Annotated in this window: 18 protein-coding genes and 2 pseudogenes; 12 read left to right on the top strand and 8 right to left on the bottom strand. The window is 46.9% G+C overall.

Annotated features, from left to right (window positions below; all coding sequences use genetic code 11):
• The first annotated feature begins 63 nt into the window (after window positions 1–63).
• Window positions 64–897 carry a hypothetical protein gene (locus tag QZL71_RS00620; protein ID WP_294647318.1) on the top strand — a complete coding sequence of 278 codons (834 nt, stop codon included), beginning with the start codon at window positions 64–66 and terminating at the stop codon, window positions 895–897.
• Between the two features lie 226 nt (window positions 898–1,123).
• On the opposite strand, the gene QZL71_RS00615 is transcribed toward QZL71_RS00620, so the two are convergent.
• The gene (locus tag QZL71_RS00615; RefSeq protein WP_002566176.1) at window positions 1,124–1,651 is read right to left on the bottom strand and encodes a helix-turn-helix domain-containing protein; all 528 of its coding nucleotides are present in this window, start codon (window positions 1,649–1,651) and stop codon (window positions 1,124–1,126) included.
• Between the two features lie 250 nt (window positions 1,652–1,901).
• On the opposite strand from QZL71_RS00615, the gene QZL71_RS00610 reads away from it, so the two are divergent.
• From QZL71_RS00610 to QZL71_RS00595, 4 genes are read left to right on the top strand one after another with little or no spacing between them, the layout of a single operon-like run.
• The gene (locus tag QZL71_RS00610) at window positions 1,902–2,102 is read left to right on the top strand and encodes a helix-turn-helix domain-containing protein (protein ID WP_002566175.1); all 201 of its coding nucleotides are present in this window, start codon (window positions 1,902–1,904) and stop codon (window positions 2,100–2,102) included.
• Window positions 2,089–3,165, top strand: a complete 1,077-nt coding sequence (locus tag QZL71_RS00605; protein ID WP_294647316.1) for a site-specific integrase — start codon at window positions 2,089–2,091, stop codon at window positions 3,163–3,165. Before QZL71_RS00610 ends, QZL71_RS00605 begins: the two co-directional genes overlap by 14 nt.
• 5 nt (window positions 3,166–3,170) lie before the next feature.
• Complete coding sequence (locus tag QZL71_RS00600; protein ID WP_294647315.1) at window positions 3,171–3,503, top strand: plasmid mobilization protein; 333 nt, start codon at window positions 3,171–3,173, stop codon at window positions 3,501–3,503.
• Window positions 3,490–4,263 (top strand): AAA family ATPase, encoded by a 774-nt coding sequence (locus QZL71_RS00595; RefSeq protein WP_363912575.1) that lies wholly within the window; start codon window positions 3,490–3,492, stop codon window positions 4,261–4,263. Before QZL71_RS00600 ends, QZL71_RS00595 begins: the two co-directional genes overlap by 14 nt.
• 60 nt (window positions 4,264–4,323) lie before the next feature.
• On the opposite strand, the gene QZL71_RS00590 is transcribed toward QZL71_RS00595, so the two are convergent.
• A complete protein-coding gene (locus tag QZL71_RS00590) occupies window positions 4,324–4,875 on the bottom strand; it encodes a helix-turn-helix domain-containing protein (RefSeq protein ID WP_294647313.1) in 552 nt (183 codons plus the stop codon).
• 257 nt (window positions 4,876–5,132) lie between these two features.
• Between QZL71_RS00590 and QZL71_RS00585 the strand changes: the two genes are divergently transcribed.
• From QZL71_RS00585 to QZL71_RS00565, 4 genes are all read left to right on the top strand, one after another.
• Window positions 5,133–6,215, top strand: coding sequence for an NAD/NADP-dependent octopine/nopaline dehydrogenase family protein (locus QZL71_RS00585; RefSeq protein ID WP_002566167.1), 1,083 nt, complete (start codon window positions 5,133–5,135; stop codon window positions 6,213–6,215).
• Window positions 6,216–6,252: 37 nt separating this feature from the next.
• Window positions 6,253–6,573: a DUF997 family protein gene (locus QZL71_RS00580; protein WP_002566166.1), complete on the top strand. Its 321-nt coding sequence runs from the start codon at window positions 6,253–6,255 to the stop codon at window positions 6,571–6,573.
• Window positions 6,573–8,156 carry a sodium:solute symporter family transporter gene (locus QZL71_RS00575; protein WP_002566165.1) on the top strand — a complete coding sequence of 528 codons (1,584 nt, stop codon included), beginning with the start codon at window positions 6,573–6,575 and terminating at the stop codon, window positions 8,154–8,156. The genes QZL71_RS00580 and QZL71_RS00575 overlap by 1 nt, the downstream gene beginning before the upstream one ends.
• A gap of 583 nt (window positions 8,157–8,739) precedes the next feature.
• Window positions 8,740–9,102 (top strand): type II toxin-antitoxin system HicB family antitoxin, encoded by a 363-nt coding sequence (locus QZL71_RS00565; protein ID WP_002566163.1) that lies wholly within the window; start codon window positions 8,740–8,742, stop codon window positions 9,100–9,102.
• A gap of 376 nt (window positions 9,103–9,478) precedes the next feature.
• On the opposite strand, the gene QZL71_RS00560 is transcribed toward QZL71_RS00565, so the two are convergent.
• The 5 genes and pseudogenes from QZL71_RS00560 to QZL71_RS00540 form a co-directional block, all read right to left on the bottom strand.
• Complete coding sequence (locus QZL71_RS00560; protein ID WP_294647311.1) at window positions 9,479–10,396, bottom strand: radical SAM mobile pair protein B; 918 nt, start codon at window positions 10,394–10,396, stop codon at window positions 9,479–9,481.
• Window positions 10,384–11,074: pseudogene (locus tag QZL71_RS00555) on the bottom strand (radical SAM mobile pair protein A). The gene QZL71_RS00560 and the pseudogene QZL71_RS00555 overlap by 13 nt, the downstream one beginning before the upstream one ends.
• A gap of 28 nt (window positions 11,075–11,102) precedes the next feature.
• On the bottom strand, window positions 11,103–11,264 hold the full coding sequence (locus QZL71_RS00550; RefSeq protein WP_204987114.1) for a hypothetical protein: 162 nt from the start codon (window positions 11,262–11,264) through the stop codon (window positions 11,103–11,105).
• The gene (locus QZL71_RS00545; protein ID WP_154244513.1) at window positions 11,261–12,097 is read right to left on the bottom strand and encodes an NAD-dependent protein deacetylase, SIR2 family; all 837 of its coding nucleotides are present in this window, start codon (window positions 12,095–12,097) and stop codon (window positions 11,261–11,263) included. The genes QZL71_RS00550 and QZL71_RS00545 overlap by 4 nt, the downstream gene beginning before the upstream one ends.
• 257 nt (window positions 12,098–12,354) lie before the next feature.
• Window positions 12,355–13,335: an NAD-dependent protein deacetylase gene (locus tag QZL71_RS00540; RefSeq protein WP_173012392.1), complete on the bottom strand. Its 981-nt coding sequence runs from the start codon at window positions 13,333–13,335 to the stop codon at window positions 12,355–12,357.
• A 126-nt stretch (window positions 13,336–13,461) separates the two neighbouring features.
• Between QZL71_RS00540 and QZL71_RS00535 the strand changes: the two genes are divergently transcribed.
• Together QZL71_RS00535 and QZL71_RS13265 are read left to right on the top strand one after the other, a co-directional pair.
• A complete protein-coding gene (locus tag QZL71_RS00535; RefSeq protein ID WP_154244511.1) occupies window positions 13,462–13,905 on the top strand; it encodes an Rrf2 family transcriptional regulator in 444 nt (147 codons plus the stop codon).
• A 263-nt stretch (window positions 13,906–14,168) separates the two neighbouring features.
• Window positions 14,169–14,309, top strand: a complete 141-nt coding sequence (locus tag QZL71_RS13265) for a helix-turn-helix domain-containing protein (RefSeq protein ID WP_340138117.1) — start codon at window positions 14,169–14,171, stop codon at window positions 14,307–14,309.
• Window positions 14,310–14,343: 34 nt separating this feature from the next.
• Here QZL71_RS13265 and QZL71_RS00525 read toward each other — a convergent pair.
• A pseudogene (locus QZL71_RS00525) lies at window positions 14,344–14,787 on the bottom strand (antirestriction protein ArdA); the annotation flags it as partial.
• 117 nt (window positions 14,788–14,904) lie between these two features.
• On the opposite strand from QZL71_RS00525, the gene QZL71_RS00520 reads away from it, so the two are divergent.
• Window positions 14,905–15,189 (top strand): restriction endonuclease, encoded by a 285-nt coding sequence (locus QZL71_RS00520; RefSeq protein ID WP_341474288.1) that lies wholly within the window; start codon window positions 14,905–14,907, stop codon window positions 15,187–15,189.
• The last annotated feature ends 272 nt before the right edge of the window (window positions 15,190–15,461 follow it).

The raw sequence follows: 15,461 nt of genomic DNA, 5'->3' as shown, positions 1-15,461 counted from the left end.
TCGGTTACGATATTATTAAAATGAACTTTATGTAGCTTAAACCATAAAAAGGAGTTGAGTACATTGGGATTTCTTATTTCTTTAAAACGAAAATTTCGACAATTCAAAAAGTTTTTTCAGGATCATCAGCAGGCATTTAATTTTATTATCGTGTTTCTCTTCTTCGCAATTGTCGGTCCATTAGGTATTAATCAGATTTTTTATCGCCCACCAGTGTTCCCTATCTTCAAGGTTAGCTGGGAAATCGGAGATGCTCTATCCTATTACGGTGTACTGGTCGCTGCAGTTGCGACCATTGTTGGCGTATATGTTTCAATAGGTGCTGCGCAAAGAAGCTACCATGAAGATGAAATAAATAGAGTTAAACCATATATTGCCTTAACGGGTTATCGTACAGCTTGTAAAGTCCAACTGTTTAGCAGCAACCCGGACATTGCCGCTTCTAATGCTGATAATCAGTCTTCATATGAAGAGTATATCCTTGACAAAGTCCATGTTGTCATTGAAAATCAACAGATTTTATTCAAACGAGAACTATCTGATGAGCAAAAAAAGATTGTAGAAACCTATGGGCTGTATCTAAGAGATACGGGAGATCACAAGTATGTTTTAGATAGTGGCCATTATATTTATCTTCCACTAAAGATTGAAAATGTTGGAAGTGGAACAGCCACCAATATGTTTATCGGATTTTACCAAGAAAACACAAAACATCGAGGTGTTAATCTCTATACATTCAAAGTTGGACAAGTTGCCTATTGTGCAATTTTCTCTAACGATTCTGAAGAGACGCTCTTTGGTAAGTATGTTTTAAATTTGACTTATGGAGATATTTTGGGAAATCATTATTCTCAAAAGTACCCTATAGTCATTGGTAAAGAAGGAACACATTATTGAGTGGGAATGATAGGCCAAAACCGAAAAAGTGTAGACATACCAACAGTTTTTTGAATGCCTTAAACCACCTCTGATAAGGTTTTGATAAGATTCCACTGAGGTGCGATTATTCTGCATTGCAAGTGGTTTGTGGGTAAGGGATAATTTCCCACGCCTCACAAGGATTCATATTAGCATTTAAGCCCGTACTGATCGGATGGTCAGTACGGGCTTTTTTCGTCCAATTTTAATCGTTAATATACTTTTTCAGCGACTTCACGAATGCATCGCTAAATTCCTGCGAGGGTACTTTTCCCCAGATTTGTGTGGTGTCCTCTGCGGGGAACGTGTAACGCCAATGGTCGTACTGCTCTTTGCTGATCTCACCGTTTCTGAACTTTTCAGACTGTTCAGCCCAGGCAGACAGCATTTCGTAAACAGACGCATCCATATTCCGCTTGCAGCCATCGAAAATGATGTGAACCTCGTCTCCCTGTCTTTCCGCTCTTGCTCCATGAATATCCTCGATGGCGAAAAGCGTGTGGATAAAACCGAGATCACTGTCTATGTCAGGAATTTTCAACGCCAGCGGGGAAACTTCCAAAACATTTGCGAGTGCGTTCACCAGATCCTCTTTGGGAGTTCTGGTGCCAGACTCATATTGAGCCATACGAATATCTGCGGTCTTTGCAGGAAATCCCACAGCCTGCCCGAGCCAACGCTGGGTCATGCCCCTAAGATTGCGCATAAAACGAATTCTTTCACCGATTGCCATAGTCAATCACTCCTATGTAGGTTTGCTTCGCTAGCATAGCATATATGTTTAGGCCATGTCAAGATATATTAAATAATTTTGCTTAATATTTTCCCTCAAGCCTCTTGACATAACTGTATTTGCTTAGTATAATACAGAAGCAGCATTAAGCAAATATGTTTAATGCTGTCCGCCCGGGCAAATCGGATGGCGGCCAGCAAGTATTCCGACACGAAAGAAGACAACTATACACTGAAAGGAGGTGAGCGCCATGGAAAACAAATTCATACGAGTAGAGGAAGTCGCAAAGGAACTAGATGTGTCGAAGCCTTATGCCTATAAGATCATTCGCCAGCTGAACGAAGAACTGAAAGCAAAAGGGTTTATTACCATCGCAGGGCGAGTCAACCGCCAGTATTTCAACGAAAGGCTCTATGGAGCAGAAAGGAAAGAATTGAATGCCAGCCTATAAGAACAAAGAAAACAATTCGTGGTATGTGGTTACGCAGTACACGGACTGGACAGGAGAACGAAAGCAAAAGTGTAAACGAGGGTTTAGTACCCGCCGGGAAGCATTGGAATGGGAGCAGAAGTTCCAGCAGCAAAGTGCCGGGGGCCTGGACATGACATTTGAGGCATTTGTGGAGATTTACACCACAGACCTCAGGGCAAGGTTGAAAGAAAGTACCTGGCAGACCAAGGAGCATATCATCAGGACCAAAATACTTCCTTATTTCGGAAAGCGCAAGATCAACGAAATTACTACCAAGGATGTAATTGCCTGGCAGAATGAGTTGCTTGCTTACCGGGATGAAAAGCGCAAGCCCTATTCGCAGACCTACCTCAAATCGCTGCACAATCAGCTCTCTGCTATTTTCAACCATGCAGTTCGGTATTATGATCTGCATTCCAATCCGGCAGCCAAAGCCGGAAATATGGGAAATGAGGAACGTAGGGAGATGTTGTTCTGGACGAAGGAGGAGTACCAGAAATTTTCAGAGGTAATGATGGACAAGCCTGTTTCTTACTACGCATTTCAAATGCTTTACTGGACAGGTATCCGGGAAGGTGAGTTGCTGGCGCTGACACCGGCTGATTTTGATTTTGAACATGGTACGGTAAAAATCAGCAAAACGTATCAGCGCTTCAAGGGCGAAGACATCATAACTTCACCGAAAACCAAGAAAAGTAACCGTACAATTCAGATGCCAGAGTTTCTATGCACACAAATGCAGGAATTCTTCAAAATGCAGTATGGCCTAAAAAAGAAGGACCGTATTTTTACCGTGACCAAGAGCTATCTCCACCACGAAATGGACAGAGGTGCCAAGACAGCAGGTGTTAAGCGGATTAGAATCCATGATTTGAGACACAGCCATATCAGCCTGTTAATCGACATGGGGTTTTCTGCTGTGGCTATTGCTGATCGGGTAGGGCATGAAAGTATTGAAATCACTTATCGGTATGCCCATCTATTTCCCTCCAAGCAAAAAGAGATGGCAAGCAAACTGGACGATATTAACAAAGGAGCGTGATATTGATGTCAGCAAAGAATGTAGACAAGCACAACCGATTCCGCAGTATCACTGTGGGATTCCGGGTATCGCCGGAAGAAAACGAGGAACTGAACAGAGCGGTTGCTTTGTCGGGACTTCCCAAACAGGAATATTGCTATCGCAAGTGTATGGGGCGCGAGGTCGTGGTACAGCCAAATTCCAGGGTTTACAAGGCGCTCAAAAACCAACTGGCAGCAATTCTTATGGAACTGGAACGAATTGCAGCAGGAGATTGTGTTGCTGAAGAACTGCTTCGTACCATTGGCCTCATTGCTGCTACCATGAACGGAATAAAGGGGGACAATGCGGATGATTGACGAAAAAGAAAAGACCGCCCTTGGCACATCTGTTGGCGCAGATGCAGGGCAGTCAATCCAATCACAAACTACTCAGATTATAGCAGGTGAAACACCGGAAATCAATGACCTGGAGGACATTTCTCAAGAAAAATTTTTCCTCCAGATGCAGCGAATGCAGGACCCGGCCTATCTGCATACGGTTTCTATGAATGAGCTGTATGAGACAGTTTATGAGGGCAAGCAGGCGGTTATTGACGGCCTGCTCTATGCGGGGACATATCTGTTCGCCGGTGCGCCAAAGGTTGGCAAATCCTTCTTCATGGCGCAGCTGGCCTACCATGTCAGTACGGGACAAAAGCTTTGGAAATATGAAGTCCACCAGGGAACGGTTTTGTATCTGGCTCTGGAAGATGATTACCAGCGGTTGCAGGAACGAATGTCCCGAATGTTTGGTGTGGAGGGAACGGATAAACTCCGCTTTGCGATCTGTGCTAAGCACCTGGGGGCGGGACTGGACGAACAGTTGGAAAAATTTATCCGGGAGCATCCCGATACCCGCCTGATTATCATTGATACCTTACAGAAGATTCGGGAGGTCAGTACGGATGCCTACAGTTACGCCAACGACTATGAGATTGTGGGGAAGATGAAGCAGTTCGCGGACAGAAAAGGCCGTTTTGGTATCCGCTTGACGGCACCTTACAGTGAAAAGAGACGGCAAGCTGCCAGCGAGCTGGCGAAGAAGAACACACAGAATTTGAGGAGAACGACAAAATAAAATTTGTGAAATTTTCCCATTAAGCAGAATATGGGGCGATATATTCAGAGGATTCCTAAATCATTTGTAGCTAAGTACAAAATACATATTTGCATCTTCTATGCCGTTGTTGATATATTTATGCTCCGCACTTGCGTCAAACGCAATGGAAGCCCCTCTTTTTAGCTGGTAAATATTGTCACCAACAGCGACCTCGACTTCCCCATCAGCGACCATCACGTACTCTGTCCGCCCGTTCTTGTGAGTCTGCGACACATGATTGCATCCAGGCTTGAGAACACAATAGAAAATTTCAAAGCCTGTTGTAGGTGTAAATGGAAAAATACAGTAAAACAAGATTTTTCCGTCGTTGTCAACAACCGGAGAGATGTTCTCAATATACTTGATATCGCAATACAGAGATTGAGGACTCGTCAGAAGATTGTCGAATCGTATTTTTAATCCGTTTGCGATTTTCGAAACCGTAGCCAGTGTCGGAACAGACTCAGATCGTTCGATCTGGCTCAGCATGGTTTTGCTAACACCAGTCATGGAGGAAACCGCATCAAGGCTGAGCCCCATGCTCTTCCGGATGTTTTTCAAATTTTCGCCGATTTTCAATTGCTCGCCCATGAATTCCGCCTCCTGTTATGCCACTGCAGACAGATATAATATAGTCCATCCATTTCGGATAAGCACATTTTTTTATTTTAACAGCGTATCTAAGGATATGTCAAGGTGGCAATACCACTAAATTCCTGAAGAAAAATTTGTAAAATTGCGTTATTGACAGAGCGGCTGAAATGATGCATTATGTATATACGCTATAGCGGACGCAAATTCGTTATAATGAATACCCGTAACTACGGGATTCAACAGGAGGGTACACCATGAAAACCATTGCTGTATTAGGAACTGGAAATGTAGCCCAGACAATTGCTGTCGATATGAAAGCCAAGGGTCAGGAAGTCCGGCTGTTTGCGCCTGACTATCTGTTCTCCAGATTCCAGACCATCGCGATTTCTCATGAGATCGAATGCGTCGGCGAATTTAACGCAAAAGAAAAGATCGATGTGGTGACTTCCAACATTGACGAGGCTGTAAAGGGTGCAGACTATATCATCGTCTGTGTCCCTGGCAATCGTCATGAGGAATTTGCCAAAATCCTGAAGGGGCATACCACAGCTGAGCAGATCGTGATTACCTTCAACGGCTGTATGGCCTCTCTGATTTACAAGAACGTATGGGGCGATGACCCTACTTGCCCCATCTTTGTGGAATCTACGATCCCGCCTTTCAGCACCAGACGGGTAGAACCAGGCAAGGTTCGTATGTTTGAGCGTCATCTAGCACCTATCGCGTTTTTCCCCGCCGCCGCCGCAGAGAAATACTACGATCAGATTCGCAAGGATGTCTATGATTTCCCCGGTCTCTACAGCGATGTTCTTGAGTGCGGTCTAAGCTTGATTAATCCTACTGTACACCCTGGTCCTTGCCTTGTCAACCTCAGCAACATCGAAAAGCCAGATGTCAACTTCTTTTTGTACGAGCACGGATTCCAACCCTCCGGTCTGAAAATTGACGTTCTCCTTAACAAGGAGCGGCTAAAAATTGGTAAGGCGCTCGGCTATGATATCCATGCTCTGGAGGATTTTGCTGGCGTCGATAAGGTCGATTCCTGGGTGCCACTGTATGCTATGGGCCACGGTTGCCACAACCTCACCTCGATTGCCGGCCCCAATGATATCAACTACCGCTATCTGACGGAAGATATCCCAATCGCTCTGGTCTGCTGGGCCTCTATCGCGGATCAGCTGGGCATTGAAACGCCCATCATGGATGCTGTGATCACTCTGGTCGGTGTCGCCCATGACACAGATTGGTTCAAAAACGGCAGAACTGCCGAAGTACTCGGCATCAGCGGCAGAAACGCCGAAGAGTTGAATCGTTACGCGAAAACGGGCAAATTCTGATTCCACATAGACAATTTTAGAGAGGAGCGTATTGAACGTGAATAGCAATCACGATTTGGACCGCTGTGATTATGACACTGCGGCCATCACTGATTATGATCCGCGCTTTGAAGCAAGCAAAAAGAGCGCTTTGTTTCTGCACATTCTTGGCATTGTCGCATCTATAATTGGCACCTGCTGGATGTTTTATTTCGGGACGGGCGATCCCACACAGATGACATACTTTTTGGGGTTTCCTCTCTGGTTTTCCGGTGCGACAATTATCTACACCATCATGACCATCATTGGCATCGTTCATATCTGTAAATGGGACGAATTTCCGCTGACAGCAAGAGCTAATAGAAAGGGGGAGAAATAATGGCACAGGATCTTGGCGGCTTTACCATTGCCCGCTCTACTTCGGTCACCATGCTGCTAATCTTTTCGGTGTATTCAATTATCATCGTCGGATTCGGATTCTATGTAAAAGCACAGGCCCGGAAGGGTGGCTCCGACAACCTCGCGTCCTTCCTTACAGGAGGCGGCAACATCGGTGCATTTTCCATCGCCATGATTGCCGCGACAAACGCAATGTCCGGCGGTTCCATGGTTGCGGCTCCCGGCCTCAGCTACGCGGTCGGATTTGCTTCCCCTCTGATTTATTACAGCGGATTTCTGACCTCCGCCTACTGTCTTGGTGCTGTTGGACGGAAAATTGCTATTCTGCGTGAACGGACCGGCGCAGTTTCCTATTTGCAGCTGCTGCGCCTCCGTTTTCAGTCCAAGGGTGTTGTGGGCGCGCTGGCAGTCACGGGCGCGTTGGGCCTGGTGTTTTTTGGATGCGGTCAAATTTCCGCCGGTGCCAAAATCTTTGCGGCCGTCACTGGCAGCAACAGCTACTATCTCGGTTTGTTCCTGGTGATTATTATCTCTGTTGTTTACACGGTTTCAGGCGGTGTAAAATCTCTGGCAAAGGTAGCAGTTATTCAGGGTGTAGTTATGCTAGCGGCCACGTTTTCTATCATTGGCGTTTTGATATTTAAAAACACCCAAATGTATGGAGGCGTCACCCAGGCTATGCAGAGCCTTGCCGTTACCTTCCCAACAATTCTCCAAGCGCAGTCCTCCGGTTCCTTTTGGAATATCCTGGGCCTGTCCCTCTTTTTCGGCGTTGGTGTTGGTGTCATGCCTCATTCCTTGTCTGTTTCCATGACATATAACGACCACAAAAAGCTGAAGCTGGGGATTTTGATCGCCACATTAACTTTCTTTATTGTCAACGGCCTGATGTGCATGATTGGTCCACTGGTCCGTGCAATCAATCCGAATATTGCTGTTGCTGACTACACCTCTATGTTTGTGGCCACTAATCTGCTTCCTTCCTGGGTGGGCGGCATTATCTTCTCTGGTGTGTTCGCTGCTGTTCAATCCTCCATTGCCGGTATATGCATCTCTGCCGGTGCTATTCTGGCAAAGGATTTCATCGTCGACTGCCTCATGAAGGAAGTTCCTGAAAAAACGCAGAGCAGAATCAATTATGGCGTCATTATTGGCGTCGGTGTGATTGGTGTGCTGGTTGCTCTGAAGCCTACAGACATTACACAGTACATGATTAACTTTGCTCTCGGCAGCATTGGCGGCGGCTGGTATTGGCCAATCCTCTTAGGATTTTATTGGAAAAAGGCCACAAAAACCGGTATGATCCTCTCCACGATTGGTGGTTATGGAACGTATATTGTCTGTTATTTTCTGTCCAGTATTATCCCTTACACCAAAGCCTGGTGGGGCGTTGCCATGGGTGGCGTAAACGCCTTTATTCCCGCTTGGATTGTATCCTTGATCTGCATGGTAGCCGGAAGCCTTTTGACACAGAATCAGAAAGTGCCTTTGGGGTATTATCAAGTGTTTTTCTGCTCGGATTATGATGAGAAATATGCAAAACTAGATTGTAAATTGCGGTAGTGTCAAGAGTTATGCGCAAAATTAATTACGGCACAGATACACGCAAAATTGATTACAGCTCTGGTAGAAATCTATTACAGGGGGCGGCTTAACCGCCCCTCGGCTACCGATTTCCCGGGAGGCTGGGATGGTATGCGCACCGGGAAGGTGTGGATGCCGTTCCAGCCTCCCGGGAAACCTAATGCAAGGGATCAACCTTCTTTCCGGTTGGCGAACATGATAACACACTGATATGAAAATACAAAGCTTATTTCAAAAAATTGAATGATATGAATTGCTTTTTCTAAAAAGCACTTGACACCATATATAACACCACATATAATATAGGGGACAGGAGGGATTGCAATGTCAAAATGGGATAAGCTACTGGAAAGAATCTGTTCCCTGAGCAAAGGCCTCCGGTTTGAGGAGTTGCGAAAAGTTTTGGAGTCCTTTGGGTATGTAATGAACGCTCCCAGAGGCGGCAGCAGGCATTATACGTTTTGAAAGCCTAGATGTCAGCCGATTACCATGCCAAAGTACGAACAAATCCAAAAGGCTTATGTAGAAATGGTCAAACAAGTTGTGGAAAGTGAGGGTGTCAATGAAAACACTGAATGAATATCTTACCCTGCCTTACCGCATGGAGATTGTAGAAGATCATGACGAGGGCGGCTTTGTGGTGTCCTACCCGGACCTGCCTGGGTGTATCACCTGTGGGGAAACAGTGGAATCCGCAGTAGCCAACGCCCAGGATGCCAAACGGGCCTGGCTGGAGGCTGCCCTAGAGGATGGTATCCCCATCCGGGAGCCAGACGATCTGGAAAGCTATTCCGGCCAGTTCAAGCTGAGAATTCCCAAAAGCCTGCACAAGTCCCTGACCGAACACGCCAAGCGGGAGGGCATCAGCATGAACCAATATTGTGTGTATCTGCTGTCCAAGAACGATGCTGCGACGGCAAGATAGCCCCAGTGATGTGTTGCTTCCTCTCCTAATAGAATTTATCACCGCTGATAAGATTTTGATAATCATCCGCTGTATAGCTATGATAATATGAATAATCAAAATATCTAGAAGAACTTGAGTAACGCTTGTTAAGCAAAACTGTTTAAGCGATGCATCTCAAGAACGTATTACAATCGACTGGAGTGGAGTACAAACCTCCGATGAAGAGAAAAAATTCATACATACTGAATAGATAACACACAGCCCACTCTCCATAAAGGCGTAGACGAGTGGGCTGTACTTTCCTTATAAGAAAACCTCTGAATGGGTAAACAGTGCTAAAAAAGGTTCTAACATTGAAGCACAGCTCCATGTCAGAACCTTTTTATTTCACAAATTATTTTTTTGGGTTGCGTCGCCCGGTGTTTTCCGAGCCACGAACTTCCTCATGGTAAAAGTAATTCACAATGACCGGGTGCCCAGGCTCTGCCCGGCCGTAGGGCAGCTCGTTGTCCACGAAGGGACAGCTGTTTTCTTGTGCCAGCCGTTCCGCTTGATCCTCCAAACCACGGAAGTAGCTTCTGTCTCCCTTATTGTAGATAGCGTCGTACAGCGGAACCAAGTCAGGATATTTTTTACAAATATAGTCCATGATGTCTTTTTTGAATCCGCCTCGCAGGTTTAGATTTTCTAACCATATCAGGTCGCATTGATTTCTAACCTGATGGAAGATAGCCTCAAAATCCGTGATACCCGGAAAGACAGGGGCAATAAAGCAAACGGTGCGAATGCCCGCATCATAGATTTGCTTCATGGCCTCCAGCCGTCGCTTGATGCTGACGGCATCGTCCATATCATTTTTAAAGCCTTCGTCCAATGTATTGATCGACCAAACGACCGTGACCTTTCCCAATTTTTTCAGAAGGTCGATGTCACGGATTACCAAATCCGACTTGGTACAGATGAGAATTTCTGCCTCACTGCCCCGGAGCTGTTCAAGAAGCTTTCGGGTGTTCTGAAACTGAGCCTCCTGGGGCAGATATCCATCGGTCACTGAACCGATAACTACGCGCTGCCCTTTGTACTTTTGCGGATTTTTGATTGCTGGCCAATGTTTCACATCCAGGAATGTACCCCACGGTTCGGTGTGCCCGGTAAATCGCTTCATAAACGAGGCGTAGCAGTATTTGCAGCCATGGGTACAGCCTACATAAGGATTGACGGAATAGCCTCCCACCGGCAGGGTGGATTTTGTCATAATATTTTTGGTTTCTGCATCCTGAATCAGAATGCCGCTCTCTTTTACTTCCGCCATGTCTTTTGTTCCTCCAATACCCGGTAAAAAGCCGGGGGAAATTCTTGTACCATCTGTGCCTCTCCCATGATAGGTAGCAGATCTTCTTTCATAAATAACAGGGATGCCAAGCGCATGGGCCTGATGTGTCAGGTTCCACACCCATTCCGGTTTCGATACGGCTTTGCCCTTCCTATGTCCGGTCTCAGTCCCAATGACGATCCACTCAATTCCGGTAAGGTCTACCATGCCAACCTCATCAAACATAGGTTCAAAGGTCACATGATAGTGTCCGCCATGGATATGCTCCCGCAAAGTCCGGATACGGTTTTTCTCTTTGCTGGAGGTAACAGATACACCAAACCAAGCATTCTCCAGGGTAGTGGAAAACACAATATCCTCCGGTCGCTTGGTCAAAAACAGATATTGGTGCTGCGGATTCTCAGTCATCTTGTCAAATATCTGTTCCCGCCACTCTGTCTTCCAGTGGGAAAAATCGCTCATGCCGGTGAGCAGAAAATTCTGTGGGCGCTTTTTCTCCATCAGCCGCAGCTTATTGGGAAAAAACTCTGGCTTTTCAAAGTCGTCGATCATGTGAAACCGGCGGACATTATTTCTGGCGTAGCAGTAGCTGCAACCGATCGTACAGCCAATCACCAGATTCATGTTCTGAATACAGTCTTTAATACAAACAGCCACCGCTGATGCCTCCTTACCGTTTTAAGATTTAGCCTTCTGCCGCAGGTGCAACTTTCCCGAAGCCGTTCCAAGCATACAGGCCCTTCTTGTCCTCATCGCCCAGGAACTTGTCCACCTGACAGATGTGCAGGATATCCAGAAAATTGTGCCAGTAATGATAGTCACCTTGAATAGCTTTTGGAATCGTCATATACCGCACGCTTTCCGCAGAGCAGGGAGCAATTCGTCCAAGCGACCGTCCAGACCGAAGGACTTTTCTTTAATATTGTCCGCAATGTAGACCTCACCCAGATTGATGGTCACATAGGTGGCATTGGGTTCGTTTGCCACCAGCCTCATCAATGGAGCCTTGATCAGCTGATTGCGCCAGCCAATGCCCAGCTCCAGAACCACCAGTTTCTTTCCGTGGTAGGTTTTCAGAAAGTTTTGGAACCGTGCCTGAGCAGCGGTATCCGGAATCATTCTCTGACCCGCGCCCATGTGGATGTCCATGGGACCTCCGCACTTGGGACAACGCGGCACCAACTCTGTGGGGATGCGGCCGTCTTGCTCAGCCACCGCCAATTTTTCCGCCAGTTTCAAACTGGGATAGCGCGTGTCGTGGCAGGGACGGGCACATTGCATCGTAAACCAGTTGCCCTCGACCTCATAGATTTTCGTCGGATCGAAGCCACACAGTTCAAAGTGACCTTCTCCGTTTGATGTGACGACAAAGTAATCTTTCTCTCCCACAATGGCCTTCAAATCGTTCATCACCGGCGTAGGCTGGTACTGCCCGCAGTAATGATGGATGAGCCGGGCCCAGAAGATCCATTTTTCCTCCTCGCTGGGCCATCCGGCCATCATGCCCTGCAAAATACAATGTAAACCGTATTTTTGTTTGAAATCTCCAAACAAGTCATCAAAGGCTGCATTATCTGCGAACAAATGCAATCCTTCGGTGATGGACAGGCCGTTACTGGCCCCGATCAGGATAGCGTCCGCTTCTCTGAATTTTTCCGCAATAGGGTTCCAATCAATCATATTCGTTCGCTCCTTTCTATTTTATGGTTGCTGCAATGGATCGCATCTGCCGGAGGGCAGCTAGAGTTTCCGCCAAATCTCCTTGCAGATACAGGCTGCGTCCCCGCAGATGCTCTGGCCTATGAGCTGCCTCTCGATTAAGACATGCATAAAAGACGTTTTCGTTTTTGACAGTAAGTTCCCAGAAGGGCAGTTTGATGATACTGGGTGTCATCTCACCCACGCCAAGTTCCAACAACAAGAATTGTTTCCAACCCTCATTGATTGTTATCTCCACTGCCCATGGTGTCCCGTGCATCTCGTAGCACTTGAGCAATGTCGGCCACAATGGTCATGCCATTGTCCTCCAACTGCTTGGGCAGGAAGTCATACTTGTTGTTGACAGCAATATACCGAGCATGGGGAAAGCTGAGGGTCATGCTCCAGAAAGGTTCTTGGATAAACATGGGAGTCATTCGACCAACGCCCAGCTCCAGGAACAGAATTTTGCTGTCTTTGTGTTCCAGTATGTAGCGAGAAATTTTTTCGTACTGTTCTTCATATTTCTTTCCTTGCAGGAAATTCCCATATCCTCGCACCCAGGGGAATGCCTCACCGCCGCAGTGGGGGCACCGGGGAATGAGATTCGTAGGAATCTTCGTGTCATCCCCCATAGCGGCTACCATATCAGCCACCGGCTTTACCGCATCCCAAGTGTCATCGGTACAACAGGCGGCACACTGGAAGAAGCGATGATCCCCCTGGATCTCTGCCACCTTCTCCTCCGGGTAAAGTTTGACGAACTGGGTATCCTGGTTGGTGGTGAGGATGAAGAAGTCCTTGCCCTTCAGCAAAGCGTCTAAATCCAGATAGGGATGACGCACCGGTGCGGTCTGGGTGGTGTGAAGGAAGGTGGCGAGATACCCCCAATAGTCTTCCCTTGTCTTCCAGGGGTGCATCATCCCTGCAAAAGCACCTTTGAAGTGGTACTTCTCGGCAAAAGGGCGGAAGTATTTGCGGTAGGAGTCGTTGTCCTCGTAGTAAAAATCTCCGCCACCGGCAGCGGACAGGCCGGAGGCCCCGCCCACTACCACACAGTCAGCTTCCTTTACCTCCTGTACCAAACGATGGATCTGTTCGCTATACGGCAGCGGCTTTTTGTCAGTCAGCTGATAAGGCGTACCGCCGGAAGCATAGATAGGATAGTGCCTGGAATAATTCATCTGGGTCTGCATGACCAGATCATCATAGAAGTTCATTGTCTCCATTCCTTTCAAGTTGGTGTTATTTTTATTTTTACTTCAATTTATCTTAGCACAAGCTTGCGTCAGTGTCAATATGCTGTTATAATAAAACTAACATCAAAGGGAAATGGGGATCATAGAATGAAATACACTACTAAACTCAGTGACGCCGTTCATATTTTGGCTTTCATCGCCTTGCATCCAGACTGTGAACTAACCAGCGATAAATTGGCGGAGAGTGTCCAAACTAACCCGGCCTATGTGCGCCAGCTCATGTCTGCCTTGCGGAAAGGCGGGCTGCTCACCAGCGTGAAGGGACACCCGCGCCCTGCTCTTGCCAAAGAGCCTTGCCAGATTACACTGCTGGATGCTTATCGGGCAGTAGAGGGTGACAAGCCACTGCTTCACCAGGATACCCATACCAACCCCGCCTGTGGTGTAGGAGTAAATATTCAACTGGTTCTGCGGGACTGTTACGACTTGATACAGGCCAGAGCAGAGGAGTCTATGCGTAGCATCACCTTGCAGGAAATTTTGGATCGTTACACGGAAAAACTCTTCCATTTGGGCAAAAAGGATTTCTGAATGGACGATACAAGCCTCTTTTGCCGGACTATACTGGAAACCAGAAAGATCGACACCCCGTATGGGTGTCCTATTTTCCGGCAAAGGAGGTTTCAAAAAATGCAGGAAAAGTACAATGTCACAGGCATGACTTGTGCAGCCTGCCAGGCTAGAGTACAAAAAAGCGTATCTCATCAATACTTCTACGCTGAAAGAAGTGTTCAAAGCAGTTTACGGTTTGCCCATTGCCACCTATATGAAGGAGTATCCGGGTACACCAAGCCATGAAGCTACTTCGGGAGACCGATGCCACCATTGCCGATATGGCCGCTCAGGTAGGGTATGAGACCCAAGGGAAGTTCTCTAAGGCATTCAAGGATGTGACGCAGGTTTTACCGACAGAATATCGGAAAATGCAATATTAAAAATAATTTCAGAGTGGTTGTGTATTGATATGTACCCGGTATCCCGCACATACCCCAGGTCGGTGAACTGGCCGCCTTCCTCCAGGGCAATGTCCCGCCCGTAGGCCTCGTAGTCGATGTAGTTTTTCAGGTGTTCCGGCACCTGAATGGCGTCCAGCTCCTCAATGTAATACCGCCCCAGGTCGTCATGGTCGCGGATGTCGGGGTACACATCGTAGCAGTCCAGGTTCTCGTACTCGCCCAGTTTGTCATAGAGGTCGTCCACATAACAGTCATAGTCGGTGATGAACCACTCCTCGTAGGGCTGCCCGAAGTCATCCTTGGAGCCGATCCCGATCCGCTCAAACAACTTCTGCATCTCCTCCGCCGTGGTGGGGAACTTCACCCATTCGCCCACCAGGGAGCCCTCGTTGTACTTGCCCAGATTGGTGATGAAGGCGGCAAAGGGATAATCTTTGCCATATTCATAATGGGGCATATACGCACCTCCTTACAACTCCAGCTCAGGTTTGCCCTTGTGGGGCGCCTGGGCCTTGTTTTTGTTCCTGCACTCCTGTTTGCTCTGTTCCAGCCGTTCCTTGATACGAACCGTGATGTGGCAGTCTATGTAAAGTTGCCGGATGGGTTCTATATTTCCACACCTGTTAGAAAATACAATCCCGACTGGGCGATTGCGTTCTATGAGGGCACAGTCAAGCACATCTACTTTGTTGCTGAAACCAAAGGCACACTGGATTCCATGAAGCTCAATCACATCACCCCGGTAGAACAGGCGAAAATTGATTGTGCCCGTGCACATTTCAAGGCACTGAACGATGAAAACGTGGTGTACGATGTGGTGAGTGACTATCAGACATTGCTGAACGCAGTTATGAAATAATAAACCAAAAGAAATAATACGGTGCTGCTGTGCAGCATTCCCCAAAACGGTAAGGTTCTATTGCGAACTTTGCCGTTTTTCTTTTTGTCCAAAATTGTATTCCAAAACGGCCCTATAGATTCATATTGGTGTAAGAAGTTTTCCAAACAAAATTTGAAAATCAGGTTGCCAAACACCCTTTTTAGAATGTTATAGATATAGGAGGTTGTTTGAAAAAGTGAAAATTCCCTGAATTTTCATAAGCCCCCCGTTTAAAAACACCCTGTTAAGTT

Origin of the sequence: uncultured Faecalibacterium sp. (assembly GCF_900066275.1) — a bacterium.
GTDB classification, from domain to species: Bacteria; Bacillota; Clostridia; order Oscillospirales; family Ruminococcaceae; genus Faecalibacterium; species Faecalibacterium taiwanense.
This window is presented reverse-complemented; position numbering and strand designations above follow the sequence as displayed.

Bases quoted from the DNA above. Each gene is read 5' to 3' on its own strand.
- QZL71_RS00590 (WP_294647313.1), bottom strand. From the start codon at position 4,875: ATGGGCGAGCAATTGAAAATCGGCGAAAATTTGAAAAACATCCGGAAG.
- QZL71_RS00550 (WP_204987114.1), bottom strand. From the start codon at position 11,264: ATGACGATTCCAAAAGCTATTCAAGGTGACTATCATTACTGGCACAAT.
- QZL71_RS00545 (WP_154244513.1), bottom strand. From the start codon at position 12,097: ATGATTGATTGGAACCCTATTGCGGAAAAATTCAGAGAAGCGGACGCT.
- QZL71_RS00560 (WP_294647311.1), bottom strand. From the start codon at position 10,396: ATGGCGGAAGTAAAAGAGAGCGGCATTCTGATTCAGGATGCAGAAACC.
- QZL71_RS00565 (WP_002566163.1), top strand. From the start codon at position 8,740: ATGAAAACACTGAATGAATATCTTACCCTGCCTTACCGCATGGAGATT.
- QZL71_RS00595 (WP_363912575.1), top strand. From the start codon at position 3,490: ATGCGGATGATTGACGAAAAAGAAAAGACCGCCCTTGGCACATCTGTT.
- QZL71_RS00600 (WP_294647315.1), top strand. From the start codon at position 3,171: ATGTCAGCAAAGAATGTAGACAAGCACAACCGATTCCGCAGTATCACT.
- QZL71_RS00575 (WP_002566165.1), top strand. From the start codon at position 6,573: ATGGCACAGGATCTTGGCGGCTTTACCATTGCCCGCTCTACTTCGGTC.
- QZL71_RS00615 (WP_002566176.1), bottom strand. From the start codon at position 1,651: ATGGCAATCGGTGAAAGAATTCGTTTTATGCGCAATCTTAGGGGCATG.
- QZL71_RS00540 (WP_173012392.1), bottom strand. From the start codon at position 13,335: ATGAACTTCTATGATGATCTGGTCATGCAGACCCAGATGAATTATTCC.
- QZL71_RS00585 (WP_002566167.1), top strand. From the start codon at position 5,133: ATGAAAACCATTGCTGTATTAGGAACTGGAAATGTAGCCCAGACAATT.
- QZL71_RS00605 (WP_294647316.1), top strand. From the start codon at position 2,089: ATGCCAGCCTATAAGAACAAAGAAAACAATTCGTGGTATGTGGTTACG.
- QZL71_RS00535 (WP_154244511.1), top strand. From the start codon at position 13,462: ATGAAATACACTACTAAACTCAGTGACGCCGTTCATATTTTGGCTTTC.
- QZL71_RS00610 (WP_002566175.1), top strand. From the start codon at position 1,902: ATGGAAAACAAATTCATACGAGTAGAGGAAGTCGCAAAGGAACTAGAT.
- QZL71_RS13265 (WP_340138117.1), top strand. From the start codon at position 14,169: ATGAAGCTACTTCGGGAGACCGATGCCACCATTGCCGATATGGCCGCT.